This window comes from Jannaschia sp. L-14R (assembly GCF_056857695.1).
Genome location: NZ_JBSXNP010000007.1, coordinates 108866 through 134746 on the forward strand (window position 1 = coordinate 108866; position 25881 = coordinate 134746).

28 protein-coding genes, 1 pseudogene and 1 riboswitch are annotated in these 25881 nt (G+C 62.4%); of the genes and pseudogenes, 13 read left to right on the top strand and 16 right to left on the bottom strand.

Annotation, left to right across the window (positions count from 1 at the left end; all coding sequences use genetic code 11):
- Positions 1 to 120: 120 nt before the first annotated feature.
- On the bottom strand, positions 121 to 333 hold the full coding sequence (locus AC13C2_RS02180) for a dodecin family protein (protein WP_092760807.1): 213 nt from the start codon (positions 331 to 333) through the stop codon (positions 121 to 123).
- A gap of 247 nt (positions 334 to 580) precedes the next feature.
- Here AC13C2_RS02180 and nrdR point away from each other — a divergent pair, with 247 nt between their 5' ends.
- Together nrdR and ribD are read left to right on the top strand one after the other, a co-directional pair.
- Entirely contained in the window at positions 581 to 1042 is a 462-nt protein-coding gene (nrdR, locus tag AC13C2_RS02185; protein WP_092760805.1) for a transcriptional regulator NrdR, read from the top strand.
- A gap of 14 nt (positions 1043 to 1056) precedes the next feature.
- Entirely contained in the window at positions 1057 to 2124 is a 1068-nt protein-coding gene (ribD, locus tag AC13C2_RS02190; protein WP_482885800.1) for a bifunctional diaminohydroxyphosphoribosylaminopyrimidine deaminase/5-amino-6-(5-phosphoribosylamino)uracil reductase RibD, read from the top strand.
- A gap of 9 nt (positions 2125 to 2133) precedes the next feature.
- Here ribD and metK read toward each other — a convergent pair whose 3' ends face one another.
- From metK to AC13C2_RS02230, 8 genes and pseudogenes are all read right to left on the bottom strand, one after another.
- Positions 2134 to 3318 carry a methionine adenosyltransferase gene (gene metK / locus AC13C2_RS02195; protein ID WP_482885801.1) on the bottom strand — a complete coding sequence of 395 codons (1185 nt, stop codon included), beginning with the start codon at positions 3316 to 3318 and terminating at the stop codon, positions 2134 to 2136.
- A gap of 4 nt (positions 3319 to 3322) precedes the next feature.
- Positions 3323 to 3370: riboswitch (SAM-SAH riboswitch) on the bottom strand.
- Positions 3371 to 3379: 9 nt separating this feature from the next.
- A complete protein-coding gene (gene lnt / locus AC13C2_RS02200) occupies positions 3380 to 4858 on the bottom strand; it encodes an apolipoprotein N-acyltransferase (RefSeq protein ID WP_482885802.1) in 1479 nt (492 codons plus the stop codon).
- Between the two features lie 2 nt (positions 4859 to 4860).
- Complete coding sequence (locus tag AC13C2_RS02205; protein WP_245737511.1) at positions 4861 to 5781, bottom strand: hemolysin family protein; 921 nt, start codon at positions 5779 to 5781, stop codon at positions 4861 to 4863.
- A gap of 6 nt (positions 5782 to 5787) precedes the next feature.
- A complete protein-coding gene (ybeY, locus tag AC13C2_RS02210; RefSeq protein WP_482885803.1) occupies positions 5788 to 6255 on the bottom strand; it encodes an rRNA maturation RNase YbeY in 468 nt (155 codons plus the stop codon).
- On the bottom strand, positions 6252 to 6596 hold the full coding sequence (locus tag AC13C2_RS02215) for a ribonuclease E inhibitor RraB (RefSeq protein WP_092760797.1): 345 nt from the start codon (positions 6594 to 6596) through the stop codon (positions 6252 to 6254). The genes ybeY and AC13C2_RS02215 overlap by 4 nt, the downstream gene beginning before the upstream one ends.
- Entirely contained in the window at positions 6593 to 7558 is a 966-nt protein-coding gene (locus tag AC13C2_RS02220) for a PhoH family protein (RefSeq protein WP_092761283.1), read from the bottom strand. The genes AC13C2_RS02215 and AC13C2_RS02220 overlap by 4 nt, the downstream gene beginning before the upstream one ends.
- Positions 7559 to 7791: 233 nt before the next feature.
- Positions 7792 to 8103 carry a hypothetical protein gene (locus AC13C2_RS02225; RefSeq protein ID WP_092760795.1) on the bottom strand — a complete coding sequence of 104 codons (312 nt, stop codon included), beginning with the start codon at positions 8101 to 8103 and terminating at the stop codon, positions 7792 to 7794.
- Positions 8104 to 8134: 31 nt separating this feature from the next.
- A pseudogene (locus AC13C2_RS02230) lies at positions 8135 to 8263 on the bottom strand (OmpA family protein); the annotation flags it as partial.
- 605 nt (positions 8264 to 8868) lie between these two features.
- Between AC13C2_RS02230 and AC13C2_RS02235 the strand changes: the two are divergent.
- Positions 8869 to 9204 (top strand): hypothetical protein, encoded by a 336-nt coding sequence (locus AC13C2_RS02235; protein ID WP_482885804.1) that lies wholly within the window; start codon positions 8869 to 8871, stop codon positions 9202 to 9204.
- Between the two features lie 47 nt (positions 9205 to 9251).
- Here the strand turns inward: AC13C2_RS02235 and miaB are convergent, their stop codons facing one another.
- Entirely contained in the window at positions 9252 to 10571 is a 1320-nt protein-coding gene (gene miaB / locus AC13C2_RS02240) for a tRNA (N6-isopentenyl adenosine(37)-C2)-methylthiotransferase MiaB (RefSeq protein WP_482885805.1), read from the bottom strand.
- Positions 10572 to 10700: 129 nt separating this feature from the next.
- On the opposite strand from miaB, the gene AC13C2_RS02245 reads away from it, so the two are divergent.
- Complete coding sequence (locus AC13C2_RS02245) at positions 10701 to 11561, top strand: hypothetical protein (RefSeq protein WP_482885806.1); 861 nt, start codon at positions 10701 to 10703, stop codon at positions 11559 to 11561.
- Positions 11562 to 11739: 178 nt separating this feature from the next.
- Here AC13C2_RS02245 and AC13C2_RS02250 read toward each other — a convergent pair whose 3' ends face one another.
- The 5 genes from AC13C2_RS02250 to AC13C2_RS02270 all read right to left on the bottom strand — a co-directional run bounded on the left by AC13C2_RS02250 (position 11740) and on the right by AC13C2_RS02270 (position 15654).
- Positions 11740 to 12210 (bottom strand): Hsp20 family protein, encoded by a 471-nt coding sequence (locus tag AC13C2_RS02250; RefSeq protein WP_482885807.1) that lies wholly within the window; start codon positions 12208 to 12210, stop codon positions 11740 to 11742.
- A gap of 166 nt (positions 12211 to 12376) precedes the next feature.
- Complete coding sequence (locus tag AC13C2_RS02255) at positions 12377 to 12598, bottom strand: DUF3072 domain-containing protein (RefSeq protein ID WP_424337662.1); 222 nt, start codon at positions 12596 to 12598, stop codon at positions 12377 to 12379.
- A 64-nt stretch (positions 12599 to 12662) separates the two neighbouring features.
- Entirely contained in the window at positions 12663 to 13034 is a 372-nt protein-coding gene (locus AC13C2_RS02260) for a VOC family protein (protein ID WP_424337661.1), read from the bottom strand.
- A complete protein-coding gene (gene metG, locus AC13C2_RS02265; RefSeq protein WP_474522306.1) occupies positions 13031 to 14743 on the bottom strand; it encodes a methionine--tRNA ligase in 1713 nt (570 codons plus the stop codon). Before metG ends, AC13C2_RS02260 begins: the two co-directional genes overlap by 4 nt.
- 143 nt (positions 14744 to 14886) lie before the next feature.
- Positions 14887 to 15654, bottom strand: coding sequence for an NAD kinase (locus AC13C2_RS02270; RefSeq protein WP_092760779.1), 768 nt, complete (start codon positions 15652 to 15654; stop codon positions 14887 to 14889).
- A 160-nt stretch (positions 15655 to 15814) separates the two neighbouring features.
- On the opposite strand from AC13C2_RS02270, the gene glyA reads away from it, so the two are divergent.
- The 4 genes from glyA to AC13C2_RS02290 all read left to right on the top strand — a co-directional run bounded on the left by glyA (position 15815) and on the right by AC13C2_RS02290 (position 18907).
- Positions 15815 to 17110, top strand: coding sequence for a serine hydroxymethyltransferase (gene glyA, locus AC13C2_RS02275; protein ID WP_092760777.1), 1296 nt, complete (start codon positions 15815 to 15817; stop codon positions 17108 to 17110).
- A 150-nt stretch (positions 17111 to 17260) separates the two neighbouring features.
- On the top strand, positions 17261 to 17968 hold the full coding sequence (locus AC13C2_RS02280) for a CoA transferase subunit A (RefSeq protein WP_092761281.1): 708 nt from the start codon (positions 17261 to 17263) through the stop codon (positions 17966 to 17968).
- The gene (locus AC13C2_RS02285) at positions 17968 to 18609 is read left to right on the top strand and encodes a 3-oxoacid CoA-transferase subunit B (protein ID WP_092760775.1); all 642 of its coding nucleotides are present in this window, start codon (positions 17968 to 17970) and stop codon (positions 18607 to 18609) included. The genes AC13C2_RS02280 and AC13C2_RS02285 overlap by 1 nt, the downstream gene beginning before the upstream one ends.
- 4 nt (positions 18610 to 18613) lie before the next feature.
- A complete protein-coding gene (locus AC13C2_RS02290) occupies positions 18614 to 18907 on the top strand; it encodes a GNAT family N-acetyltransferase (protein WP_482885808.1) in 294 nt (97 codons plus the stop codon).
- A 29-nt stretch (positions 18908 to 18936) separates the two neighbouring features.
- On the opposite strand, the gene AC13C2_RS02295 is transcribed toward AC13C2_RS02290, so the two are convergent.
- The gene (locus tag AC13C2_RS02295) at positions 18937 to 19779 is read right to left on the bottom strand and encodes a lytic transglycosylase domain-containing protein (RefSeq protein WP_482885809.1); all 843 of its coding nucleotides are present in this window, start codon (positions 19777 to 19779) and stop codon (positions 18937 to 18939) included.
- A gap of 885 nt (positions 19780 to 20664) precedes the next feature.
- On the opposite strand from AC13C2_RS02295, the gene AC13C2_RS02300 reads away from it, so the two are divergent.
- The 5 genes from AC13C2_RS02300 to AC13C2_RS02320 all read left to right on the top strand — a co-directional run bounded on the left by AC13C2_RS02300 (position 20665) and on the right by AC13C2_RS02320 (position 25862).
- Complete coding sequence (locus AC13C2_RS02300) at positions 20665 to 20895, top strand: Flp family type IVb pilin (RefSeq protein WP_474522310.1); 231 nt, start codon at positions 20665 to 20667, stop codon at positions 20893 to 20895.
- Between the two features lie 188 nt (positions 20896 to 21083).
- Positions 21084 to 21914, top strand: coding sequence for a Flp pilus assembly protein CpaB (gene cpaB / locus AC13C2_RS02305; RefSeq protein ID WP_482885810.1), 831 nt, complete (start codon positions 21084 to 21086; stop codon positions 21912 to 21914).
- A 255-nt stretch (positions 21915 to 22169) separates the two neighbouring features.
- Positions 22170 to 23534 (top strand): type II and III secretion system protein family protein, encoded by a 1365-nt coding sequence (locus AC13C2_RS02310; protein WP_339641096.1) that lies wholly within the window; start codon positions 22170 to 22172, stop codon positions 23532 to 23534.
- Positions 23535 to 23538: 4 nt separating this feature from the next.
- Positions 23539 to 24237, top strand: a complete 699-nt coding sequence (locus AC13C2_RS02315) for an OmpA family protein (protein WP_474522312.1) — start codon at positions 23539 to 23541, stop codon at positions 24235 to 24237.
- Between the two features lie 269 nt (positions 24238 to 24506).
- Complete coding sequence (locus AC13C2_RS02320; RefSeq protein ID WP_482885811.1) at positions 24507 to 25862, top strand: CpaE/TadZ family protein; 1356 nt, start codon at positions 24507 to 24509, stop codon at positions 25860 to 25862.
- The last annotated feature ends 19 nt before the right edge of the window (positions 25863 to 25881 follow it).

Genomic DNA, 25881 nt, shown 5'->3' on the forward strand with positions numbered 1-25881 from the left:
CGGTATTCGACAGACCTTTCCGAGGCCCGATAGAATTCCCTGGGTCTTTCACGGCTCACACAACAGCGGGAGGAGCGCTCCCGCTGCCGCATGGCAACGCGGTATCTAGTACCTTCCGGACTACTTCTTCCCGTCTTCGAGGATGAACGTCACCATCATGTTGACCTGATAGTGGTCCACCTTTCCGTCCTCGACGCGGACATACTGCTCCTTGACCCAGGCGCTCTGGACATTGCGCAATGTGTCGTTGGCGCGTTCGACACCTAGGGCCACGGCGTCATCGAAGCTCTTCTTCGAGGTAGCGGAAATTTCTGTTACGCGGGCGATACTCATGTTCTGATCCCTTTCAACTGTGTCGGAACAGGTTGCGGGCTCGGCTGTCGTCAGGTCAAGGAAACATGCCGCAACCCGAGTTTGCGCGGACGTCCGCTGCCCGCACGGGGTCCGGCTAGATGCGGAGGCACATTGGAAGATGCCGCATCGCACTTGCCACACCACCATTAGAACGGCACACTACCCGCGCACCTAGGATTGGTCCCTTGCGCCAGATGTCGCTGGACCGAAGACCCGGAGATCTATCATGCGTTGCCCCTTCTGCGGAAATGTCGACACCCAGGTGAAGGATTCCCGACCGGCCGAAGATCACGTCGCCATCCGCAGACGTCGGTTCTGTCCGTCCTGCGGGGGCCGGTTCACGACCTATGAACGGGTGCAACTACGCGATTTGGTGGTTATTAAATCCAGCGGCAAACGCGAGGAATTCGACCGTGCCAAGCTGGAGCGCTCGATCCGCATCTCGATGCAGAAGCGGCCCGTCGATCCTGAACGGATCGATCAGATGATTTCCGGCATCGTGCGGCGGTTGGAATCGATGGGCGATACCGACATCAAGTCAACCACGATCGGCGAGATCGTGATGGAAAGCCTCGCCCGGATAGACACCGTCGCCTACGTTCGTTTTGCCAGCGTCTACAAGAACTTCCAGGCCGCGGACGACTTCGAAGACTTCGTTCACGAACTGCGCCCCCCCGCCGACCCGTGATCGACCCCCGCTTCATGGCCCACGCCCTGGGTCTGGCACGGCGCGGTCTGGGCCGGGTCTGGCCAAACCCGGCCGTCGGCTGTGTGATCGAACGGCATGGCGTGATCCTGGGCCGCGCGCGGACCGCCGACGGGGGCAGGCCTCATGCCGAAACACGCGCCTTGGCTCAGGCCGGTGGGGCGGCGCGCGGGGCGACGGCCTATGTCACGCTGGAGCCTTGCGCGCACCATGGCGCGACCCCGCCATGCGCGCAGGCCCTGATCGATGCGGGTATCGCGCGGGTCGTTATCGCCGCTCGCGACCCGGACCCCCGCGTCGATGGGGGCGGGATCGCGATGCTGAGGGACGCCGGGATAGAAGTGATTGAAGGCGTTCTGGACAGCGAGGCAAGGTCGCTGCAGCAAGGGTTTCTGACACGCCTCGCGCAGGGTCGCCCGTTTGTTACGTTGAAACTCGCCACCAGTATCGATGGTCGTATCGCGACGGCAAGCGGCGACAGTCAGTGGATCACCGGACCGGAAGCACGGGCTCATGTCCATGCGCAGCGGGCTTGCCACGATGCCGTGATGGTCGGTGCCGGAACCGCACGCAACGACGATCCGCAACTGACGGTGCGCGGAATGGGCGAGGTGCCGCAGCCCGTCCGCATTGTCCTGTCCCGGCGTCTGGACCTGCCTGTCGACAGTGCAATGACCCGTGGCACAGCCCCCGTCTGGATGGTGCACGGCAGCAAAGCGCCAGAAGATCGCCGTGCCGCCTTCGCAGCCAGGGGTGTCAGCCTGATTGCCTGCCCCGCCGGGCCGGGCGGGCATGTCGACCTGACAGCCGCGCTGTCTGAACTGGCCCGGCGCGGACTGACGCGGCTATATTGCGAGGGCGGCGGCACTTTGGCCGCGGCCTTGCTGTCCGGAAACCTGGTCGACCGGCTGGATTGCTATACCGCCGGACTGGCCTTGGGGGCCGAGGGCACGCCCGCACTTGGGGCAATGGGGCTCAGCGTCCTGTCCGATGCGCCGCGTATGCGCCTGTCGGAGGTTCGAACGCTGGGCCCCGACATCCTGCACCGCTGGACCGCCGGTTAGACCATCCGCTCAGACTTCGGTGGCGATCTTTTCGGCCAGATCCGTCCGCTCCCACGAAAAACCACCGTCCGCCTCGGGCGCGCGACCAAAGTGACCATAGGCAGCCGTGCGCTGATAAATCGGCTTGTTCAGGCCCAGATGTATGCGGATGCCGCGCGGCGTCAGATCCATCACCCGATCCAGCGCGTGTTCGATCGCAGGCTCTTCGACCTGCCCGGTGCCATGCGTATCGACATAGATCGACAGCGGCTTCGCCACACCGATCGCATACGACAGTTGAAGTGTGCAGCGTGTCGCCAGTCCGGCGGCGACCACGTTCTTCGCCAGATACCGCGCGGCATAAGCGGCGGAACGATCCACCTTGGTCGGATCCTTACCCGAGAATGCACCGCCGCCATGCGGGGCCGCGCCCCCATAGGTATCGACGATGATCTTGCGCCCGGTAAGGCCCGCGTCGCCGTCCGGCCCGCCGATCACGAAGATGCCGGTCGGGTTCACGTGCCAGACCGTATCGTCGTGAATCCATCCGTCGGGCAGAACTTCGCGGATATACGGCTCAACGATGGCGCGAATGTCGGCCTGCGTTTGCGTCTCATGCGCGTGCTGTGTCGACAGGACGATGGAGTCGACCGCCACCGGCACGCCGTCTTCATAACGCAACGTCAGCTGCGACTTGGCGTCCGGCAGCAGCGTTGGTTCGGTCCCGTCCTTTCGCACTTCGGCAAGACGGCGCAGCATCGCATGGGCGTAGTGGATGGGCGCGGGCATCAAATCGGGTGTCTCGGAACAGGCATAGCCGAACATGATCCCCTGATCGCCCGCGCCCTCTTCCTTCTGGTTGGTCGCGTCCACACCCTTGGCAATATGCGCCGACTGGCCGTGCAGAAGATTCGTCACCTCGACCGTGGCGTGATGAAACTTGTCCTGTTCGTAACCTATATCGCGGATGCAATCGCGGGCGATCTGCTCAATACGACCCAAGTAGTCGTCCAGCGCCGCCTTGTCGGACAGCCCCACCTCGCCACCGATCACCACGCGGTTTGTCGTCGCGAAGGTTTCGCAGGCGACGCGGGCCTCCGGTTCCTCGGCCAGAAAAGCGTCGAGGACGGCGTCCGAAATCCGGTCACAGACCTTGTCAGGGTGACCTTCGGACACGGATTCCGAGGTGAAGGAATAATTCTTGCGACTGCTCATGAAGTGCTCCGATTATGAACCGCGCCCCGTCAGGAAGCCGTTGGGACGGTTGGTGTCTTCGCTAGGTGGGATTGCGAACGAGGGCAACCGGATTTCGAACCCTGTGCCACAGCAGAAATGCAGTCAGGAGCAGCAACACCATGAGAGCCGCCCAGTCTCCAGTCATGATATAAAGCGTCGGGGGCAGTGCGGGCGGCAAGGCTGCGTCGAGGTGCCCGGCCTCTCCCAGTGGCAGCGACCCGAGAATGTTGCCCCGCGCGTCGATGACCGCCGATACCCCGGTATTCGCGGCGCGCAGCAGCGGCAGACCGGATTCGGCTGATCGCAACCGCGCCAGAGCCAGATGCTGCTGCGGCCCCGCATTGGCTCCGAACCAGGCGTCGTTGGTCAGGTTCAGAATCGCCTTCGGGCGATCTACCTGCCGCAATATCTGGGGAAAGATGGTTTCGTAACAAATCAGGGGCAACACCGTTCCGATTTCCGGCAGGTCCATCAGAACAGGTCCGTCGCCCGGCACGAAGCCACCCGCCAGCTGCGCCGCGAGGGGGCCTAATCCGAACATTTCAAAAAAGCCCTTCAGGGGCAGGTATTCTCCGAACGGAACCAGTCGGAACTTGTCCTGTACCTGGGCGACGTCGCCCCCCTCACCCGTCAGCATCACGACCGAATTCCGCGGCCTGCCGTCCTCGCCGTATCGCTGCGCTCCGATGACGACCGGTTTGCCACCCGCCGCCGTGGCGATGACAGGCCGCAGATCGTCGGAGTATCGCAAAAGCTGTGGCAGAGATGTTTCGGGCCAGACGACGGCATCCGGCGCTCGGCCAAGCGGAGCGGCCGCGGTTTCGGCAAGCCCCCGCTGGAAGAATACGTAAATGAAATCCGGGTCCCATTTCTGACTTTGCGGCGCATTCGGCTGCACCAGCCGGATGACCGGCGCATCGTCGGGCACGGCGGGTGCATCCGGCAGGGTCAGTGCCAGACCGAATGGCAGCAGCCATATCGCGACCCCCGATGCCATCCGCACCGGGGTCCGCGCCGCGATCAGGGCAGCCCCCAGAAGCACCATCAGACCCAACCCGTGCGCACCGACATAGGCCGATGCCGTAAGGGCAGGCGATCCGATCAGGATGTGCCCCGGCAGGCCCCAGGGGAACCCGGTCAGCATATAGGACCGCAAAAGCTCGGCCCCCGCCAGCGCCACGCCGACCCCGATAGGCCCGCCCGACAGGCGCATCCCCAGCCAGCCTGCAACCGCCCAGAACAGCCCGAAACCCAATGAGAAGCCAAGCAGGGCGAAAGGCGCGAGCCATCCGGTCAGGGCCACGTCCACCAGGAAAGGTTCTATGATCCAGTTCAGGGCCAGCGCGAAATGGGCCATGCCGAACAGCAGACCGGCCAGGAAGGGCCAGCGCGCCACCGTGATGGAATAGATCCCGACGACATAGGCCGGCAGCGCCAGCCACCACAACTCCCACGGGGCCTGACCCAACGCGGCGGCAAGTCCCGCGAGAACGGGAAGAAGGTGGTGAAGGTGGCGCATTCTCAGGCGGCTTGCGGCATACGAAGGCGCAGACGCTTGATCCGGCGGGGGTCGGCGTCGACTACCTCGATCTCGGCGCCCGACGGATGGGGAATGACCTCGCCGCGTTCGGGCACACGCCCGGCCAGCATGAACACCAGCCCGCCCAGCGTATCGACCTCTTCTTCATCCTCGGAGTCAACCAGCCGAAAACCGATCTCGTCCTGAAAATCGTCGATGGGCGTGCGGGCCAGCGCCAGATAGCAGCCGGTCTTCTCCTGCCGCCAGAACTTGCCTTCCTCCTGATCGTGCTCGTCCTCGATCTCGCCGATGACCTGTTCGATCAGGTCCTCCAGCGTCACCAGACCGTCGACGCCGCCATATTCGTCGATCACCAGCGCCATATGGATGCGCTGCGTCTGCATCTTGGTCAGCAGCACGCCAATGGGCATCGACGGCGGCGCATAGATCAGCTTGCGCAGCAGGGGGCGCATGTCGAACGTCTTGTCGCGATCACCGTTGAATCCATGGTTCAGCGCCAGATCTTTCAAATGGATCATGCCCAGCGGCTCGTCGAGCGTATTCTCGAACACCGGCAGGCGCGTCATCCCGGACTGGCGGAATTTGGCAACCAGATCCGGCAGCGAGATATCGACCTGCACGGCCACCACCTCGGCGCGCGGGATCAGCACATCGTCCAGCCGCTTCAGCCGAAGGTTCAAAAGGCCAGGCATCGGACGCGCTGTCGCCACGTTATCGGTTCGCAACTGTGGATCGGGCATCAAACCGCCGAAAACACGCGCCATGAATCCCGGACGTGCACCGATATGCCCGTCGCTTGCTGTATTTTCGTCCTGCGCGCCCGGCGCGGCGCTAGACGATCCGTCGTTGTCCATCGGACCCGGTGGCCCCTTCCTGTTGATGCGAAACATCGCTTCGCGCATGTCGTATCATTCCCTACCAGACGCATAGGGATCGGGGAAACCCAATCCGGCAAGGATTTTAACTTCGAGCGCTTCCATGCGCGCCGCCTCCGCATCGGTCTGGTGATCGTGCCCCAGAAGATGCAGCGTGGCATGGACCAGCAGATGAATGACATGGGCTTCGAATGTCTTGTCCTGCTCGGCAGCTTCTTGCCTGCAAGTATCGAAGGCGATTGCGATATCGCCCAACTCCGGATCATCCGGCACCTTGCCGGGCATGCGGTCCCCGGACGGCCAGCTCAGCACGTTGGTCGGCACGGGCTTGCCGCGAAAGTCCGCGTTCAACGCGGCGATGCGCGTATCGTCGCAGCCCATGACCGCGACCTCGAAATCGCCGGTCAGGTCCGATCCGCGCAGTGCTGCGGGAATGGCAATCTGCGCCAGACGCTCCAGATCGATCCAGCGCGCGTCTTCGACGATCACGTCGGCGATCATGCCCCGATAAATCCCCAGCCATCGGGTGTGAACCCGAAACGCAGCGCCGCCTCGGTGCAGCGACGCTCCTCGGCATGGATCGTCTCGGGCGTCAGTGGCATGACACCGGTCTGCACTTCGATTGCCTCTTCCGGGTCATCTTCATCCTCGGGGTCGGCCTCGTAATGTTCGACATCGTATCCCGCGTCTTCCAGCCAGCCCATGAATTCTGTCGCATCCGCACCGTCACCAGCCCGGAAATGCAGGTCCAACTGGCCCTGATGCGGCAGGTCGTGCTGCGCCGACATCTCCGCCCAGAGCGCCTCCGTAGCGGCTTTCTGCGCGGCATAATCAAAGCTCATCGCGCGTAATCACGCGGCGCGGCGCGCTCGGCTTCGCGGCGCGCATCATCAGCCTCGTAGGCGGTGATGATCTTGGCGACCAACTGGTGACGCACGACATCGGTGGCGGTGAAGTAATTGAAACTGATCCCCTCCACCCCTTCCAGAATAGCCTCCGCATCGCGCAGACCCGACTGAACACCGCGTGGCAGATCGACCTGCGACCGGTCGCCGGTGATCGCCATGCGCGACCCCTGCCCCAGACGCGTCAGGAACATCTTCATCTGCATGGTCGTCGCGTTCTGCGCCTCGTCCAGAATGACGAAGGCATTCGACAGCGTGCGCCCCCGCATGAAGGCCAGCGGCGCGATTTCGACCCGCTTGTCCTCGCGCAGTTTCTGCAACTGCTTGCCGGGCAGAAAATCATTCAGCGCATCATACAGCGGCTGCATGTAGGGATCGACCTTCTCGTCCTGTGTGCCGGGCAGGAAGCCCAGCTTTTCGCCCGCCTCGACGGCGGGCCGTGTCAGGATGATCCGGTCGACTTCGCCGGTGATGAATTTCGACACCGCGACCGCGACCGCGATATAGGTCTTGCCCGTTCCCGCGGGGCCGATCCCGAAGGTCAGTTCGTTCTCCAGAAGGTTGCGGGTATAGGCTTTCTGCGCCTCGGTCCGCGGCTCCATCGTCTTCTTGCGGGTGCGGATTTCCAGTTTGGGACCGGCGAACATCTCGGTCTGATCGCCCTGACGCGCGCCATCGTTCTCTTCCTCGGCGCGCAGACGGATCAGACCGTCGATCGCGCCCATATCGACCTGTTTGCCCGATTCGAGCCGGGAGTAGAGCGCATTGAGCACCCGTTCCGCCTCGGGGGCAGCTTCACCGTGCACGGCAAGCGCATTGCCGCGATGGACGATTTGCACGCCCATTAATTGTTCGATCTGAGAGAGATGGGCACCGCCGGGACCGACCAGGTCGATCATCAGGCGATTGTCGGGGAAGTCCAGCTGGACGGCGATTTTGTCTTCGGGGGCAAGCAGAGTGGCCAAGCACGCATCCTTCTAGGGAGTATCAACAGCGGCGATCGCAAAAGGGTGCCCCGAACACGATGGAGCCGCAAGGGAACGTCGGTGGCATGAGCGCGATTTCAACCCCGAATGTAACAGGGCCGCGACGTTTCCGCAGCGACCCCATCATTGGCACCCGAAAACAACAGTCAAATTCCGTCGCTGACGTCCTGTCCGCCACGGAACGGACCGGTCACATATTCCGGCGGAGCCGTGTTGCGTCCGCAGACCTGACGTCCGGTGCGCGGGTCGTAACGGGCCGAAAGATATCCTTCCACGCCGTCGTCTATCAGCCAATGTTCACAGCCGCGCGGGTCGACCCAGATACCGGGCGAAAGGTCCTGCAGGGACGAACGACCGATCAACCCGCGGTCGATGGTCTTGTCGCCGGTGTTGTCCGATTCGCATGCGGACAGCGTGACGAACACCGCACCTGCGGCGGCGATACGAAGAATGCTCATGTCAGTGTTTCCCCCGGTGCGTCTTTGGCGGTTGATTGCATACGGGAACACCAAGCTCTGTCACATGCGGCGTCATGAAGCCTTCGACACCGTCGTCCATGACCCAATGTTCGCATCCGTCGGGGTCAGTCCAGATCGTGGGCGTGTAGCGTTCGGCCTGAATGCGCCGCTCGGTCGTCGGCTCGGGAATCGTGCGCCCCTTCATCCAGACGCCGCGCCCGGTCCGGTCGCGTACGAAAGTATAGATGTTGCCACGCGAATCCGCGCCGACATCACCGATATTCTGCGCCATCGCGGGGGCTGCTGCGACCTGCAGCGCAGCCATACTCAGAAAGGCCATCGCCATCCTGAATGTCTTCGTTCCGTCCCGAGCCACACCGAGCCTCCCATATCGTTCCGTCACAATATCGCGCGACTCACCCCCACGAATCCGACGTCACGATTGCGAAAGACAGAACGGACGGTGGCAGCCGCTGTCTCGCAGACTATCAAATGCGGCGCGCCTGCAAAGCCCCATTACTACATATTGCGGCTTATTAGGGCCGAACCCCAATTTTTTCGTCCCCACCTCCGCTTTTCTCGGGACAATTCCGGCTATCCCGGCCTTTCGTCTCCGGAGCGAGCAAAATGCGCCATAATAGATGTCAAACCCCTTCGAGAGCGCTACTCTGACCGATATGCGACGGTCTTTCGCGCGGGGTAACTCGTGATCCGGGGGGATCGGGCCGACGCATGTGTCTGCCATAACCTTCACAGGATAACGTCATGAAAATTCTAACTGCCGCGCTTACCGTTGCCGTGATGCTACCGGCATCGGCTGCCTTCGCGCATCAGGGCCACGGCTACAAAGTCCGCCACGCGACCCAGCAGGTGCAACCCCTTAAGGTGCGCGTCAGCTGCCAGCGCTTCTTCAGCGATGAAGTCATCTGGGACCGGCCCAACGGTGTCTTCGTCGATGATCTGCGGGCTGCGGGCTACAACCCGTCCGACTCTCAGTCGATCGCCACGTCGGTCTGCCGCGATGAACGTCTGGTCAATAATCCCGAAGGGCTGGGCGACAAGATGCGCGAAATCCTCGCCTCCAATCCGCCCCGTCGCTGAACCGGGTCTCTGCGTCCGGGTGCGGGCACATCAACGGCCCGCACCCGTCAGATCAGGATACCGGCCAGCGAATTGGTCTTGGCCTCGACGATGCGGACCCGCGCGACCTGACCCAGCAAGGTATCGGGCGCATCGGCGTGAACTGCCTGTAAATACTCGGATTTGCCGATCAACTGACCGGGATTGCGCCCTGCCTTCTCGAACAGGACCTCCGTTTCGCGCCCGACCATCGCGTTCTGCGTCTCGTGTTGCTGCTGCGTGATCAGCGTCTGCAGACGATGCAGACGTTCGACCGCGATGTCCTGCGGAACGTCTTCTTTCTCTGCGGCGGGCGTGCCGGGGCGCGCCGAATACCGGAAGGAATAGGCCGCTGCATAATGCACCTGCCGCACCAGATCCATCGTCGCCTCGAAATCCGCTTCGGTCTCGCCCGGAAAGCCGACGATGAAATCGCCCGACATCGCCAGATCGGGCCGTACCGCCCGCAGCCGCTCAAGGATCGCCAGGTATTCCGCCGCCGTATGCTTGCGGTTCATCGCCTTCAGAATCCGGTCGCTCCCCGACTGCACTGGCAGGTGCAGATAAGGCATCAGCTTGGCGCAACGCCCGTGCGCCGCGATCAGATCATCGCTCATGTCGTTGGGATGCGACGTCGTGAACCGAATACGCGCCAACCCTTCGATCCCTTCCAGCGCCCAGATCAGATCGGCCAGCGACCAGGTTCGGCCATCCGGCCCGACCCCGTGATAGCCATTCACGTTCTGCCCCAGCAGGGTGATTTCCCGCACACCGCGCGCCACCAGATCGCGCGCCTCGCCCAACAGACGCTCGACCGGGCGGCTGACCTCGGCGCCGCGTGTATAGGGCACGACGCAAAACGCGCAGAACTTGTCGCAGCCTTCCTGCACAGTCAGAAACGCGGTCGGCCGCGCGGCACTGCGCAGTTTCGGCAGAAGGTCGAACTTGTCCTCCTCCGGCATCTCCGTATCCAGCGCCTTCTCACCCGCATCGACCTTGCGCATCATCGCCGGCAGCCGGTGATAGGTCTGCGGACCGACGATCAGATCGACCAGCGGTTGGCGGGCCATGATCTCCGCGCCCTCGGCCTGCGCAACACATCCCGCGACCCCGATCTTGAGGTTCGGATTGGCCTCCCGCAGCGGTCGCAAGCGGCCAAGGTCGGAATAGACCTTCTCGGCGGCCTTCTCGCGGATATGGCAGGTATTCAACAGGATCAGATCGGCCTCCTCGGGCCGGTCCGTCACCTCATATCCTTCCGGCCCCATCGCCTCGGCCATGCGCTCGCTGTCATAGACGTTCATCTGACAGCCATAGGTCTTGATGTGCAGCTTCTTCGGCGCGCTCATGGCAGGGGTCTCCGCGGGGGTACGAGTTGCGCCAATACCGCAGGCCCGCAGCTACCGCAACGCGGCCCCGTTGCGGCCTCGGTAACTTTGCGGGAAGGTGCGCGACGAACGGGCAGGCGGGCGCACTGGATGGACTTTACCTCGACCGAGGATCTGACGGCCCGCGCCGGTGCTCTCGGCACGGGTCCTGCCCTGATGCTGATCTGCGAGGACGACTGCGAAATCGCCAGCACAGTCCGGCATCATTCCGATGCCGGGTTCCGGCAGATCGTGCTGGCCGTGCCCCCCGGCATCACCGTGCCTCCGGCCCTGCCCGAAGGTGTGCATCGCCTGACCCTGGACCGACGCCCCGACGACATGGCCACGACCTGCGTGAACGCTCTGATCGCCGGTCGACCCGCCGGGGCCTGGACCGGATACGTCCATAACGCGGAATACATCTACCATCCGTTTGCCGAAACGCGCCGCATCGGCGAAGCCCTCGCCTTCTGCGCCGAAGAACGCCGCGATGCCGTGCTGACCTTCGTGGTCGATCTCTATTCCGGCACGCTGCAGCGGGGTCAGAACGGTGTCGATCCGAACGATGCCTGGATGGACGAGGCAGGCTATTTCGCACTGGCCCGCTGGAGCGAGGACGGCCCCGTCGACCGGCAGCTCGACTTCTTCGGCGGCCTGCGCTGGCGGTTCGAGGAACATATCCCGTGGGAACGTCGCCGCATTGACCGTGTGTCGCTGTTCCGCGCCAGGAAGGGCCTGCGCCTGCTGCCCGACCACCGCCTGTCGGACGAGGAAATGAACACCTACGCCTGTCCGTGGCATCATTCGCTGACCGGCTGCGTCGCGTCCTTCCGCGCCGCCAAGGCGCTTGCTACCAATCCCGGTTCGCGCGCGGCAATCAAGGCATTCCGCTGGGATGGCTCGATACGCTTCGACTGGCAGGCACAACAGTTGATCGACCTGGGCCTGATGGAACCGGGGCAGTGGTTCTGACGGCACGCTCCGGCACCCATGGCGTCCCAACCTTGACCAGACCTCGCAGGCCACCCTGCCCGTCGTCTGCCCGGTTCGCCCTGTCCGGCCGGGCAAACGGCCGCCAGACAAAAACGCGCGCCCCCATTGCCGGGGACGCGCGCCACTCCTCATCTGCGAGGGTCAGTCTTGGGGACGTTCAGACCTCGACAGTCTCGGAGGTTCCTTCCAGTGCGGGCCGCTTCGGCGCGCCCGACGCGATCTCGATCCGGCGGGGCTTCAGGGCCTCGGGGACCTGACGCTCCAGATCTATATGCAGCATGCCATCGGCATGGCTGGCACCCGTGACGGACACGTGATCGGCAAGCTGGAACGACTTCTCGAAGGCACGGGTGGCGATGCCCCGGTGCAGATAGGTCGGCTTGGTCTCGCTCTCGGCCTTGCGGGCAGTCACGACAAGCTGGTTTTCACGCGCTTCGATCGACAGCTCGTCTTCGGCGAATCCGGCCACGGCAATCGAAATCCGGTAATCGTTCTCGCCCAGCTTTTCGATGTTGTAGGGCGGATAGGTCGTCGCCGTGTCGGCGGTCATCGCGCGGTCCAGCTGATTGGCCATGCGGTCGAAACCGACGGTGGCGCGATAAAGGGGGGTCAAATCTAGGGTTCGCATGTCATGCATCCTTGCTTCAAGCGATACGGGACGGCCCCCTCCGGGATGGACAGGGACCGGGTCTGCTGATGCCGGACCCTGTTCAGGCATCCGACACAGAAAAATCTGGGGATCGGACGTAATCGCTTCAAGGGGGGCCGCTGAAAATCCTGACGCCCAAAGCCGATCAGGCGCCCCTGCCAGTTTTCTGCTGCAAGGTATCGATCCGCTTCGACGCCTCGGCCTTGGTCATATCCGGGTCAAACGTCTCGCCCGCCTCTTCGCACAGCGTCTTGAGATAGCTGGCCTGTGCGCCGGTCATCTCCTCGTCACCCGTGGTCCAGTCGTCCGGGTCTTTCTCGGCGTTGCCTGGGGCGTCGGTTTTCGGGGTATCGGTCGTCCTGGTCATGGGAACCTCTTCTGGTTGAAGTTCCCTTAACGTTCTTGTTGCGGCCCCGGTTCCCTTCCCGATCTCAGGTCGGCTCGATCAGGTCCCAGCGCGTGCCGAACGGGTCGCGCCAGACGGCCACCTTGCCATAGCTTTCGCTGCGCACCGCTTCCTCGAACACGCCACCTGCCTTCTCGATCTTCCTGGCATCGCGGGCAAAGTTCGTAGTCTTCAGGAACAGGCCGACCCGGCCCCCGAACTGCTGCCCGATGGCTGCGACCTGCGCATCCGTGTCGGCGCGTGCCAGGACCAGGCTTATCGGACCGCAGCGCACCGTGACCCAGCGCTTACGTCCCTGATCGATATCCTCGACCAGTTTGAATCCAAGCCCGTCGACAAAGAAGGCCAGGCCCTTGTCATAGTCGGGCACGAGATAAGCGAAGGAGCCCAGCTTCATTCGCGTCGCCCCCCCGCGAACCGCTCGGCCCAGCCTTGGCGGGTCGCATCGTCGATCTTGGCAAACAGGACTTCCGGCACCGTGAACGCATGACCGGGGGCCAGCACGCGCACCGCTGCATCCACGTCGTCGGGCCAGGCATCGTCCTCGGTCTGCATACCCGCCAGCATTGCCGCAGCCGCATCCGGAATGAACGGGCGCGACAAAACGGCGTAGAGCCGGATCAGGTTCAGCGCCAATCGGATCTGGGCCGCCGCCTGTTCAGGATCGGTCTTGAACGTGGCCCAGGGTGCGGCCTCCTGCAAGTATTCGTTCCCCGCGACCCAGATCGCCCGCAACTCCGCCGCCGCCTTGCGGATTTCGATGGCGTCCATATGCCTCTCATAGGCGCGGATGCGCGTCGTCAGCGTGTCGATCAATGCCGTCTCCGCCGCGCCCCAGTCGCCACCCCCCGGCACCGCCTCGCCGAACTTCGAGCGGCAGAACTTGGTGACCCGGCTGACGAAATTGCCCAGCACGTCGGCCAGGTCCTTGTTCACGTCGGTCTGGAATGCCTCCCAGGTGAATTCGGTATCCTGATTTTCCGGCGCATGGCTCAGCAGCCACCAGCGCCAGTAATCCGACGGCAGGATCTCCAGGGCCTGATCCATGAACACGCCGCGCCCTTGCGACGTGCTGAACTGTCCGCCGTCGTAATTCAGATAGTTGAACGCTTTCAGATAATCGACCGTCTTCCAGGGCTCGCCCGACCCCAGCAACGTCGCCGGAAAGCCCAGCGTGTGGAACGGCACATTGTCCTTGCCCATGAACTGAACATAGCGGACGTCTTCGGCACCTTTATCCTTGCGCCACCAGCGCTCCCAATCGCCGCCAGTCGCATCCGCCCATTCGGCGGTTCCGGCGATGTATTCGATGGGCGCGTCGAACCAGACATAGAAGACCTTGCCCTCCATACCGGGCCAGGGCTCATCGCCGCGCATCACCGGAATGCCCCAGTCCAGATCGCGGGTGATGCCGCGGTCCTGCAACCCGTCGCCGTCGTGCAGCCATTTCTTGGCGATCGACGTCGTCAGCACCGGCCAGCCGTCCTGGCTGTCGATCCATGCATCCAGCCGGTCCTTCAACTGCGACTGCTTCAGGAACAGGTGCTTGGTCGACCGCACCTCCAGATCGGTGCTGCCCGAAATCGCCGAACGCGGGTCGATCAGGTCGGTCGGTTCCAACTGCTTGGTGCAATTCTCGCACTGGTCCCCCCGCGCCCGCTCGTATCCGCAATTCGGGCAGGTCCCTTCGACATAACGGTCCGGCAAAAACCGCCCGTCCGCATTGGAGTAGACCTGCTTCGACGACCGCTCCTCGATCAGACCGGCTTCGTCCAGCTTGCCCGCGAAATGCTGCGTCAGCTTATGGTTCTGCGGGCTGCTGGATCGTCCGAAGTGATCGAACGACAGGCGGAAGCCGTCGGCCAGATCCTTCTGCACCTGCCACATCTCCGCGCAGTATTCCGCAACCGGCTTGCCTGCTTTCTTGGCCGCCAGCTCCGCCGGGGTGCCATGTTCGTCGGTGGCGCAGATGAACATCACCTCGTGCCCCCGCGCGCGGGCATAGCGGGCATACAGATCGGCGGGCAATTGCGAGCCGATCAGGTTGCCGAGGTGCTTGATGCCATTGATGTACGGAATGGCCGAAGTGATGAGCGTGCGCTGCATGTGGTTCTCTCGATAGGTCGAAAGGCTTCTAGGCGCGCGACATGGGCCTCGCAAGCCGGGAGCGTGGCGCCAGGCCCGTCATACCGTGGTAATACCTTCGTATGCACCGTCGTAATATGTCGGATTCAGACCGGCAAACGGCGTCAGGTGAACTGTTCCCGCAGCAGCCGTTCCTCCAGCCCGTGTCCCGGATCGAACAGCAGGCGATGACAGATCGCCGGTTCGCTGGCGACTTCGACGGATACGACATCGCGCACCGAATGCCCGTCCGCCTCGGCCATCATCGGCCGTTTATCGGGGGTCAGTACGTCGAACCGGACCCTGGCTTCCTGTGGTAAAAGCGCGCCGCGCCAACGCCTTGGCCGGAACGCCGACATTGCCGTCAGCGCCAGAACGCCGGACCCGATCGGCAGGATCGGACCGTGCGCGGAGTAGTTGTAGGCCGTCGATCCCGCCGGCGTGGAGACCAGTGCGCCATCGCAGACCAGTTCTTCCATCCGCACCCGGTCGTCGACCGTGATCCTGAGCCGTGCTGCCTGCGGCCCTGCGCGCAGCAACGAAACCTCGTTTATTGCCAAAGCCTCGACAATTTCCCCATCGGAACGAGTGGCTTGCATCCGAAGCGGGTTGATGACCGCCTCCTCGGCCCGCGCCAGGCGACCCGTCAGGCCGGTCTCGCGGTAGTCGTTCATCAGGAACCCGACTGTCCCCCGGTTCATGCCATATACGGGCGCTTCGACTGCCATCGTTGCATGCAACGTCTCCAGCATGAACCCGTCGCCCCCCAACGCCACGATGACCTGAGCATCCGCTATATCCGTCTGGCCATAACGGTCCGTCAGCCGCTTCAAAGCGAACTGCGCCTCGGACGTGTCCGAAGCGACAAAGGCGATATTCTTGGCGCGCGGCATTAAGGCCCCCGATGGTTCCGGCACAGGGTTGTCGTGCGCGGATCGGAAAGGCAAGGCGCGCATCGGCGTCGCGGGGAACCCCCGAAGCGCCGCATTGGCGGCTTCAAACCAGACGCGAGGCGGCGTATGACGCCTGCAACCTGCCCAAAGGAGCCGTGCCATGAACGCCCCCCACCGCGACCCGACCTTCTTTACCGCCACTCTGGCCGACACCGACCCGGAGATCGCCGAGGCCATTCGCCAGGAGCTCGGACGTCAACGCGACGAGATCGAACTGATCGCATCCGAGAACATCGTCAGCCGCGCCGTGATGGAAGCACAGGGCAGCGTCATGACGAACAAATACGCCGAGGGCTATCCGGGTCGCCGCTACTACGGCGGCTGCCAATATGTGGATATCGCGGAAAATCTCGCCATCGACCGAGCCAAGGAATTGTTCGGTTGCAACTTCGTCAACGTCCAGCCGAATTCAGGATCGCAGGCCAATCAGGGCGTGTTCACCGCCTTGTTGAAACCCGGCGACACCATTCTGGGCATGTCGCTTGATGCGGGTGGTCACCTGACCCACGGCGCCAAGCCGAACCAGTCTGGCAAGTGGTTCAACGCGGTGCAATATGGTGTCCGCAAGCAGGACCTGACCCTGGACTACGATCAGGTGCAGGAGTTGGCGACCGAGCATCAGCCGAAGATGATCATCGCAGGCGGCTCGGCCATTCCGCGCATCATCGACTTTGCCCGGATGCGCGAGATTGCAGACAGCGTCGGTGCCATCCTACTGGTGGACATGGCGCATTTCGCGGGTCTGGTGGCCTCGGGTCACTACCCCAGCCCCTTCCCGCACGCCCATGTCGCGACCACCACGACACACAAGACCCTGCGCGGCCCGCGCGGCGGCATGATCCTGACCGACGACGAAACCATCGCGAAAAAGGTCAATTCCGCGATCTTCCCCGGAATTCAGGGCGGCCCGCTGATGCATGTCATTGCGGGCAAGGCCGTGGCCTTCGGTGAAGCGCTGCGTCCGGGCTTTAAGGACTATCAGCTCCAGGTGATCGAGAACGCGCAGGCCTTGGCCGATCAGCTGATGAAAGGCGGCCTCGACATCGTTACCGGCGGCACCGACACGCATCTGATGCTGGTCGATCTGCGCCCCAAAGGCGTCAAGGGCAATGCGACCGAGGCCGCGCTGGGACGCGCGCATATCACCTGTAACAAGAACGGCATTCCGTTCGACGATGAAAAGCCGACCGTTACCAGTGGCATTCGTCTGGGGTCACCTGCGGGGACCACGCGCGGGTTCGGCGTTGATGAGTTCCGCGAAATCGGCGACCTGATCGTCGAGGTGGTCGATGGATTGGCCGCGAATGGACCGGATGGGAATGCGGAGGTCGAAGAAGCGGTTCGCACCAAGGTGCAGGCGCTGTGCGACCGGTTCCCGATCTATCCGGGCCTGTAAGACGCGACTTACACTTGATCTCGGAATACCGTGCTGCGCAATCGGGCAGCGCGGTATTGTCCTGCCCGACACAAGCGCCGCGCGGCGATTGAAAGCCTCGGGACGACCGGATAACCCTTCTGCAAGGACAGCTTCATGCAGGGTGGGACAATGAAGAAAGTATTCGGATCGGCGGCCGAGGCACTCGACGGGCTTTTGCAGGACGGGATGTTCATTGCTGCCGGCGGCTTCGGGTTGTGCGGCATCCCGGAATTGCTGTTGCAGGCGATCAAGGAGGCCGGGACCAGGGACCTGACGTTCGCATCCAACAATGCGGGCGTCGACGATTTCGGCATCGGCATCCTGTTGCAGACGCGGCAGGTGAAGAAGATGATCTCCTCCTATGTCGGAGAGAACGCCGAGTTCATGCGCCAATACCTGTCCGGCGAGCTGGAGCTGGAGTTCAACCCGCAAGGCACCTTGGCCGAACGGATGCGGTCGGGCGGCTGCGGCATACCCGGCTTTTATACCAAGACCGGCGTCGGCACGGTCATCGCGGACGGCAAGGACCACAAGGATTTCGACGGCGAGACATATATCCTGGAGCGCGGGATCGTTGCCGACCTGTCCATTGTCAAGGCCTGGAAGGCGGATGCGACGGGCAATCTGGTGTTCCGCAAGACCGCGCGCAACTTCAACCCGCCCGCCGCGATGTGCGGCAAGGTCTGCGTAGCGGAAGTCGAGGAGATCGTGCCGACCGGATCGCTGGACCCCGACGGCATCCACCTGCCGGGCATCTATGTGCATCGGATCGTGCAGGGCGAGCACGAGAAACGTATCGAACAGCGCACCGTGCGCGCCAAGAAGGAGCCTGTCTGATGGCCGACGCGATCAAGGGTTGGGACCGCAACCAGATGGCCGCACGGGCGGCGCAGGAACTGCAGGACGGTTGGTACGTCAATCTCGGTATCGGGATTCCGACACTGGTATCGAATTACATCCCCGACGGGATCGAGGTGACGCTGCAATCGGAAAACGGCATGCTGGGCATGGGTCCGTTCCCGATCGATGGCGAAGAGGACGCCGATCTGATCAACGCGGGCAAGCAGACCATTACCGAACTGCCGCAGACCGCATATTTCGACAGCGCGCAAAGCTTCGGGATGATCCGGGGCGGCAAGATCGCGATGGCGATCCTGGGCGCGATGGAGGTAGCCGAGAACGGCGATCTGGCGAACTGGATGATCCCCGGCAAGCTGGTCAAGGGGATGGGTGGCGCGATGGATCTGGTGGCAGGCGTCGGCCGCGTGGTGGTGGTGATGGACCATGCCAACAAGCACGGACAGTCGAAGGTGCTGCGCGAATGCACACTGCCGCTGACCGGCAAGGCGGTGGTCGACCGCATCATCACCAACCTGGGCGTTCTGGATGTCGTCGACGGTGGCTTGCGCATCGTGGAACTGGCCGATGGCGTAAGCGAGGCTGAACTGCGTTCCCTGACAGACGCAACGCTGGTCTGAGCGGATGGTGCGACTATCGGGCGAAATCACCCGCGAAGACGGCGAAAGCGGCGGGCGCTGGGTCTATCGCGCGGACGGGGCCGAGGCCGAGATGACCTATTCGCGGCTGGGAACGGCGAAGATCATCGTCGACCACACCGGGGTGCCGGATGCGTTTCGCGGACAGGGTGTCGGGCTGGCGCTGGCTGAACGGATGGTTGCCGACATGCGCAGCGAGGGGATGCGGGTGATCGCGCTCTGCCCCTTCGTCAAGGCGCAGGCACAGCGGCATCCGGACTGGGCCGACGTCATCGAATAGGATATGTGCCCCTAACGATGCGGTACGGATCAGGATCCGGTGAGTGTCGGATTGAAGACGCACCCGTCACCGGGCAATTCGGGCGGCGTGCTGCACATCATGCGCGCGACGTTCCAGGCAGCCAGCACCCTGGGTACATAAGCGCGGGTTTCGTTAAAGGGCGGCACGCCTTCGTGGCGGCGCACGGCCCCCTCGCCGGCATTGTAACCGGCCAGCGCGAGGACCGGATCGTTCCCGAACTCCTCCATCAGCCAATCCAGATAGGCGACACCCGCGCGGATATTCTGAGCCGGATCCCTGGCATCGGTGATGCCGAACCGTTCAGCGGTGGCGGGTATCAATTGCATCAGCCCGGTCGCGCCCTTGTTGGATACCGCGGTGACCCGACCACCCGATTCAACCGAGATCAGCGCCAGCACCAGCGCGGGCGACACCCGTGTTCCGACCGAGCGTGCCAGGATTTCGGGACCATGCAGCTTGGCGATAGCCTGAAGCTGCGCAAGCGACGGGGCAAGGATGCCACTGCCGTCCGGGGGGCGGGCAGCAACCTGCGCGGCCTTGAGAAAGCGGCCCGGCGTCGGCGCGATGGTGGGCGATATGGCAGACCAGAACCAGGTCTGCGGGTCGCCGCGCCCGACTTGCGGATTTGACGGGGGCGTACGCGCAACCGCTACGTCCGGGTCCTGCGGCCTGTCGGGGCGCGGGGCAGACTGGGCGTCGAACGTCTCCTGCTCGATCTGGATGTTGATGCGATTCGTAGCCCCAGCCTCGGGCGGGCGCACGCGTTTGAACGTGAACTGGGCGTTCGCCTGTGTCGCCGGCAGCGCAAGAAAGAGAGCACCCGCAAGAGCGAGGGAGATAATCGGCTTCATGTCTGGACTGCCCGACCGTTGTGTCGTTGTTATTGCGGGCATCCTGCCATTTTTGTGCCCCGCCTGTCATTGCGCCTGCATGAAATCGTGCCCGCCCTGTGACAATTGCCGCGCGCAGGTCATCGCTGGACGTCCAGCAACACCGGAATAACACGCCCCGGCCCTGCTGTTGTCGCCTGGCATCGCTAAAAAGAGCGTAAATACGCCATTGTCCCCACTTTGAACGAAATGCGACACGATCTCGCCTCAATTGCCCGACATACCGATCACATCTTATGACGCGGGCGACGGCAGACCGCCCCGGCATGGATCAATAACAAGCACCGGAACATCCGGGCAAGGACCGTGGCAATCGAGCAAGTCCCCACCGATCCGTTGGCAGGCGGACCGGACAATGAGGGAAACGCCACGACATTCCATCGGTACCAAGAGCCGAGGGACAGGGGGTCGTGCTGGCAGGCGCGGCCCCTACTCTTTTCCGATCTCATGAGATCCGCGGATCGGTTTGCAGGACGTGACTGGAGCATGCGGTCCCTTCACCGCAATAGGACCAATGTGCCTGGCCACGTCCGTGAAGGCGGGCACTCCAAGGCAGAATCTGCCGTAAGGAAGATTCACGTTAAATTCGCATAAATCCTTGAGTCCAATCCCAAGTCACTGGTTTTCCGGCAATGTGCTAAATGCAAGATCAACTTTGCATAATCCATCATGTCTATATAAATCAATTGGTTACAAAAATAACACCATTGTTTGACCCGCACATTTCCCCTGACTTGACCCGAAGGTGTCTCATTCCCGCCCTGTTTCACATGCAGAACCGACTCATCGAAAGGGCGAGACGGCCCGACGATGTGAAACCAGAAGAACCTTACAAGGAACGAACCAATGCTGAATGCCATCAACACCTTCAAGAACGACGAATCCGGTGCCGTGACGGTTGACTGGGTTGTGCTGACCGCCGCCCTGGTTGGCCTGGGCCTCGCCGTCATGGGCGTCGTCTCCGGCGGTATCGAGGATCTGTCGACCGACATCAACTCGGCCCTGACCGACACCGATCCGCTCACCAACCCCTTCACGAACAACAGCGACGGAATTTCCGGCACCCCCCCAGCCTGATAACAGACAAGCAAATCTGACCAAAGCGCCCCGGACATCATGTCCGGGGCGCTTTTTTTCGTTCACGATTCCTTAGGCCAGCCATGCGATGACCCAATCGCGTCCATCGTATTGCCGTATTCCGACGCCAGAACGGAAACGATCGCCCGGCCGACGCAAGTGGCGGATGTTATACAAGGAAAAGATCGATGCGCGTCATCTTCGGACTTCTGCTTCTGGTGGGCCTCGGCCTGGCCGGGTTTGCAGTCAACACCGCCAAGGGGCGGTTCAGCCAATACAAGAATGCCCTTGCCCAGACCCAGCAGGCCATCATTCCGGTCAAGGATGTCTATGTCGTCAAGCGCCAGTTGCGCTATGGCGATATCCTGAAGCCCGACGATGTTCGCGCCGTGTCCTGGCCTGCGGATGCCATCCCCGCCGGCACGTTTGAGACGATGGAAGCCATATTCCCGCCGGGCGAAAGCGGTTCCCGCACCATTCTCCGCGTCATGGAACGTGACGAACCGGTTCTTCTGGTCAAGGTCACGCAGCCGGGCGAAGATGCGGGACTTGCCGCCGCGCTGACACCGGGCATGCGGGCCTTCACCCTTCAGGTCGACGTGAACAGCGGCGTTTCGGGCTTTCTGCGCCCCGGCGACCGGGTCGACGTCTATTGGACGGGTGGCGGCAAACAGGGCGGCGTAACCCGTCTGATCCATGCGAACCTGCCGCTTATCGCCATCGATCAGCAGACGGACGAGGAACGCAACAGCCCCACTATTGCGCGCAACATCACGGTCGAGGTCACCCCCGCCGTCGTCGCCAAGCTGGCCCAGGCGCAGGCCACCGGGCGATTGACACTGGCCCTGGTCGGCGTGCGCGACGAAACCGAGGCGCAGACTGTCGAGGCGACGCTTGCGGAAATCCTGGGTCCAAAGGAAGAAGAGGCCGTGGTCGAGCGGCAGCGCACCTGCACCGTCCGCACCCGCAAAGGCGCCGAAATGGTGCTGATCCCGATCCCCTGTCCCAGAGAGGGCTGACCGGAAACGAACCGGCTTCGCCAGGATGACGAAACAGTGCCCCGCGTGGAGATCACCCTCCGCGCGGGGTTTCCTGCACGAAAACGCCTGCATAACATGCTGGAATGTGTCGCAAAAGAGACGAACTGTGTCCAAAAGGTCCGTCTTGGCACCGCATTCCCCCAGATCCGTTGCAAAATTCCGCCCATCTGACATCGTTGTCGGGATGCGGACGCAAGATCCGTTTGAGCAGAGTGATCAGAGAGGCAGGTCACAATGAATTTTCGTACGATTCTTCGGGCAGCGATGCTCGGGGTGCTTATTTCCGGTTCCCCCGTCGCAGATGCCTATGCACAGACTTTACAGATCAGTCAGGGCCGGACGCAAACCGCGCTCCGGGTTCCGCTGAACCGCGCCATCGTGCTGGAGTCGGATGTCCCCTTTGCGGAACTCTCCGTCGCCAACCCGCTGATCGCAGATATTGCAACGCTGTCTGAACGCACGGTTTATGTGCTTGGCAAACTGCCTGGCCGGACGACGCTGACCCTTCTGGGGGCGGACGGACGTCTGATCACCAACGTCGAGGTGCAGGTCACACCCGATATTGCCGAATTCAAGGAACGGCTGCGAGAGCTGCTGCCGCGTGAACGCATCGAAGTTCGCACCGCAAATGATGGGATCGTCCTGTCCGGGACTGTTTCCTCGGTGCAGAAGGTAGACCAGGCGATGGAGATTGCCGAACGCTATGCTCCGGGACGGACATTGAACCTTATGAATGTGGGCGGCACTCAGCAGGTGCAGTTGAAGGTCCGCTTTGCCGAGATGTCGCGGAACCTGTCCAAGCAATTGGGCGCGTCGCTGGGCGTCGATTCCTCGGGTGACACTTTCACCGGATCCACGGCTGCGGTCGCCAACAATGCCGGCGCACTGAATGTCACGTTCGGCGCGGGTTCGGTCAACTTCAACCTGATGCTGCAGGCTCTCGAAAATCAAGGCGTCGTGCGGACATTGTCTGAGCCGAATCTGACTGCCCTCTCGGGCCAGACGGCCAGTTTTCTCGCCGGCGGCGAATTTCCCATTCCGACAGTGGATACAGATGGAAACGTCGGTGTGGATTTCAAACCTTTCGGTGTCACCCTGAATTTCACACCAACTGTGGTAGATGGTGACATCATCAACCTGGTTTTGGAAAGTGAAGTCTCTGCAATCGACAACGCCAACGGGGTCACGATCGGTGGCGGTGTAATTCCTGCGGTCAGTTCACGTCGCGCGGCGACGACAGTCGAACTGCGTGATGGACAAAGCTTCGCAATCGCAGGCATCCTTCAGGACGATTTTCAGGACAATATCACTCAAGTGCCATTCTTGGGCAGTCTGCCGGTGTTGGGTGCGTTGTTCCGGTCCGCTGGATATCAGCGCAATCAAACGGAACTGGTCATCATCATTACCGCCTATCTGGTGCAGCCGACGTCGGGTGTAGCCCTGGCCGTACCGACCGACCGCATCCGTCCCCCGACCGAAAATGAGCTGTTCCTTTATGGCCGGGTGACCGGCAGCCAGACGAACACGAATGCGTCCAGCCGTGGAAACGGGGCCGCAGCGCAGGACTTTTCGGGCAATTACGGTTATGTGTTGGAGTGAGATGATGAACAGACTGTCCCTCTCCCGTCGCTTCGTGATCGGAGGCCTCGGCCTTACGGCGCTTTCGGCCTGCACCGGCACACAGTACAACCGTCCCGCAGGATCCGAAATCGACGAAGGTGCCTTCGGCGATTCCACGATGCAGAACATGCTTGTCATGAATGGCGAAGCGCCCGCGCTCAGCCATCTGGGCACGCGGTTCGCAGCCGAAGTCCCGACGACGATAAATTTTGCCTTCAACTCCTCGGCACTGGACGCAACGGCACGAGCCGTCCTGGACCAGCAGGCAGCGTTCATCCGCACTTTCCCCGAGGTGCGGTTCAGTGTCTACGGCCATACCGACAAGGTCGGCTCGAACGGCTATAACAAGCGACTGGGCCTCGCTCGCGCGAAGGCCGCCGTGGCCTACCTGGCGTCGCGCGGTGTCTCTCTCAACAGGCTGGAAGCTCTGGTGAGCTTCGGCGAGACCCGTCCGCTTGTGCCGACCCAATCGCGGGAACGTGCGAACCGCCGGGCCGTTACCGAAGTTGCCGGCTTCGTGGGTGACCATCCGTTGGTGCTTGACGGAAAATACGGTCAGATCGTCTATCGTCGCTATGTCGGAGGGGCCGCAGGACAGGCATCCGCATCTTCGGTCGCCACGAGTGCGGCAGCACCGGCCGGAGCTGGTCAGAGCGCCGGCAATTCCGGCGGAGGCGGCTGACTTCGAATTCCAGATCATGAACGTACCAACAGGGCCCTGCGGAAACGTGGGGCCTTTTTCCGTCAAGTTTCGTTCGAAATGGCGTCGGATAGATCACAGTTTGGTGCCCGTGTTTCCGATAATTTCATATTTTCGGTCCAATTGTTGCCTGAATTGCCCGTCATTCAGGGCTCACGGAGGTAACCTCCGCGTGCGGGCCGACAGATTTTCGGCTGTCCCCGCTCAAGATCTGCCCCAAAGGGGCGCCGATAACAGTGTGGTGATGTCCGATGGCGAGCAATCTTGCCCTGCTACCCGAACCCGAGCCGCTTCGCGCGGTCACCGTGTCCCGTGACGTGCAGGAATTTGATCTTCTTATCGAGGACATGGAAACCGAACTGGGCGAAGCCTGGGGCGACCTCGATTTTGCCGAAGCGGCAGCGTTCCTGCGACAGGACGATGCCCGCAAACTGGAATTCATCGTACTTGCGGTCGACAAGGATGACGAGGCGCGCCTGCCCCAGATTGCGGATGTGATCCGCCAGGGCAAGCGCAGCGGACTGAAGGTTATTCTGGTGGCAGACGGTCTGGGGCCGATGGCCCTGCACGAACTGCTGCGCGCCGGAGCCGACGATTTCGCGCCCTACCCTCTGCCAGAAGCTGCCTTGTCTGATGCGGTTTCGCGCATTCGCACCCAGGGCGGCGCGGACAACACCGAAATGCTCAAACGCGCAGGCTCCGACATGGTCGACGCGCAACCGCAACTGCCGACCCCCAGTATGAACCTGCCCGCCACCACTGGCGGTGGCGTGAAGTCGGAGGGCGCGATCTTCGCAGTCCAGTCCGCATCTGGCGGCGACGGCGCGACGACCGTTGCCGTGAATCTCGCCTGGGAACTGGCGAATGTCGTCAAGGATGGCGGCCCGACGATCTGCGTGATCGACCTGGGATTACAGTTCGGGTCGGTCGCCACATATCTCGATCTGCCGCGCAAGGCGATGATCTACGAAGTCCTGTCCGATATCTCGGCAATGGACGAACAGGCCTTCAGGCAGGCCCTTGGTCACTACAAGGACAAGGTCAGTGTGTTCACGGCCCCTGCCGAGATCCTGCCTTTGGATCTGATCGGCCCGGAAGATGTGACCGGCCTGCTTACCCTTGCACGGACCTGTTTCGACATCGTCATCATCGACATGCCAATTACTGTAACCGGTTGGACGGACACAGTTTTCAGCCTGTCGGATATCTATTTCCTGGTCTGTAGCCTGGAAGTGCGATCGGCCCAGAATGCCATGCGGTTTCACAAACTTCTGCAAGCCGAAGGGCTGCCGATCGAAAAACTGACCTATCTGCTGAATCGGGCTCCGGGAAAAATGGACATGTCCGGTCGCGGACGCGTCGACAAGATGGCCGACAGCCTTGGCGTCAAATTTCACGCCGTGCTGCCCGATGGCGGCAAGCAGGTGACCGAAGTCAACGATCAGGCCGCGCCGATCTCCACCCTTGCCGCCCGCAATCCGCTTGCCAAGGAACTCGGCAAGCTGGCCGGGAGCCTCTTGGAAGCGCGGAAGGCCATCCAGTCCGGGGTCCCGCAAGGTGCTCAGAAACCTGCCAAAAAAGCGATTTTCGGCTTGAAGTTCGGCTGAATACGCAAGGAAGCGACAG

Excerpts from the sequence above, each read along its gene's own strand:
- AC13C2_RS02180 (WP_092760807.1), bottom strand. The coding sequence starts at position 333 with ATGAGTATCGCCCGCGTAACAGAAATTTCCGCTACCTCGAAGAAGAGC.
- nrdR (WP_092760805.1), top strand. The coding sequence starts at position 581 with ATGCGTTGCCCCTTCTGCGGAAATGTCGACACCCAGGTGAAGGATTCC.
- ribD (WP_482885800.1), top strand. The coding sequence starts at position 1,057 with ATGGCCCACGCCCTGGGTCTGGCACGGCGCGGTCTGGGCCGGGTCTGG.
- metK (WP_482885801.1), bottom strand. The coding sequence starts at position 3,318 with ATGAGCAGTCGCAAGAATTATTCCTTCACCTCGGAATCCGTGTCCGAA.
- lnt (WP_482885802.1), bottom strand. The coding sequence starts at position 4,858 with ATGCGCCACCTTCACCACCTTCTTCCCGTTCTCGCGGGACTTGCCGCC.
- AC13C2_RS02205 (WP_245737511.1), bottom strand. The coding sequence starts at position 5,781 with ATGCGCGAAGCGATGTTTCGCATCAACAGGAAGGGGCCACCGGGTCCG.
- ybeY (WP_482885803.1), bottom strand. The coding sequence starts at position 6,255 with ATGATCGCCGACGTGATCGTCGAAGACGCGCGCTGGATCGATCTGGAG.
- AC13C2_RS02215 (WP_092760797.1), bottom strand. The coding sequence starts at position 6,596 with ATGAGCTTTGATTATGCCGCGCAGAAAGCCGCTACGGAGGCGCTCTGG.
- AC13C2_RS02220 (WP_092761283.1), bottom strand. The coding sequence starts at position 7,558 with ATGATCGACCTGGTCGGTCCCGGCGGTGCCCATCTCTCTCAGATCGAA.
- AC13C2_RS02225 (WP_092760795.1), bottom strand. The coding sequence starts at position 8,103 with ATGAGCATTCTTCGTATCGCCGCCGCAGGTGCGGTGTTCGTCACGCTG.
- AC13C2_RS02235 (WP_482885804.1), top strand. The coding sequence starts at position 8,869 with ATGAAAATTCTAACTGCCGCGCTTACCGTTGCCGTGATGCTACCGGCA.
- miaB (WP_482885805.1), bottom strand. The coding sequence starts at position 10,571 with ATGAGCGCGCCGAAGAAGCTGCACATCAAGACCTATGGCTGTCAGATG.
- AC13C2_RS02245 (WP_482885806.1), top strand. The coding sequence starts at position 10,701 with ATGGACTTTACCTCGACCGAGGATCTGACGGCCCGCGCCGGTGCTCTC.
- AC13C2_RS02250 (WP_482885807.1), bottom strand. The coding sequence starts at position 12,210 with ATGCGAACCCTAGATTTGACCCCCCTTTATCGCGCCACCGTCGGTTTC.
- AC13C2_RS02255 (WP_424337662.1), bottom strand. The coding sequence starts at position 12,598 with ATGACCAGGACGACCGATACCCCGAAAACCGACGCCCCAGGCAACGCC.
- AC13C2_RS02260 (WP_424337661.1), bottom strand. The coding sequence starts at position 13,034 with ATGAAGCTGGGCTCCTTCGCTTATCTCGTGCCCGACTATGACAAGGGC.
- metG (WP_474522306.1), bottom strand. The coding sequence starts at position 14,743 with ATGCAGCGCACGCTCATCACTTCGGCCATTCCGTACATCAATGGCATC.
- AC13C2_RS02270 (WP_092760779.1), bottom strand. The coding sequence starts at position 15,654 with ATGCCGCGCGCCAAGAATATCGCCTTTGTCGCTTCGGACACGTCCGAG.
- glyA (WP_092760777.1), top strand. The coding sequence starts at position 15,815 with ATGAACGCCCCCCACCGCGACCCGACCTTCTTTACCGCCACTCTGGCC.
- AC13C2_RS02280 (WP_092761281.1), top strand. The coding sequence starts at position 17,261 with ATGAAGAAAGTATTCGGATCGGCGGCCGAGGCACTCGACGGGCTTTTG.
- AC13C2_RS02285 (WP_092760775.1), top strand. The coding sequence starts at position 17,968 with ATGGCCGACGCGATCAAGGGTTGGGACCGCAACCAGATGGCCGCACGG.
- AC13C2_RS02290 (WP_482885808.1), top strand. The coding sequence starts at position 18,614 with ATGGTGCGACTATCGGGCGAAATCACCCGCGAAGACGGCGAAAGCGGC.
- AC13C2_RS02295 (WP_482885809.1), bottom strand. The coding sequence starts at position 19,779 with ATGAAGCCGATTATCTCCCTCGCTCTTGCGGGTGCTCTCTTTCTTGCG.
- AC13C2_RS02300 (WP_474522310.1), top strand. The coding sequence starts at position 20,665 with ATGCTGAATGCCATCAACACCTTCAAGAACGACGAATCCGGTGCCGTG.
- cpaB (WP_482885810.1), top strand. The coding sequence starts at position 21,084 with ATGCGCGTCATCTTCGGACTTCTGCTTCTGGTGGGCCTCGGCCTGGCC.
- AC13C2_RS02310 (WP_339641096.1), top strand. The coding sequence starts at position 22,170 with ATGAATTTTCGTACGATTCTTCGGGCAGCGATGCTCGGGGTGCTTATT.
- AC13C2_RS02315 (WP_474522312.1), top strand. The coding sequence starts at position 23,539 with ATGAACAGACTGTCCCTCTCCCGTCGCTTCGTGATCGGAGGCCTCGGC.
- AC13C2_RS02320 (WP_482885811.1), top strand. The coding sequence starts at position 24,507 with ATGGCGAGCAATCTTGCCCTGCTACCCGAACCCGAGCCGCTTCGCGCG.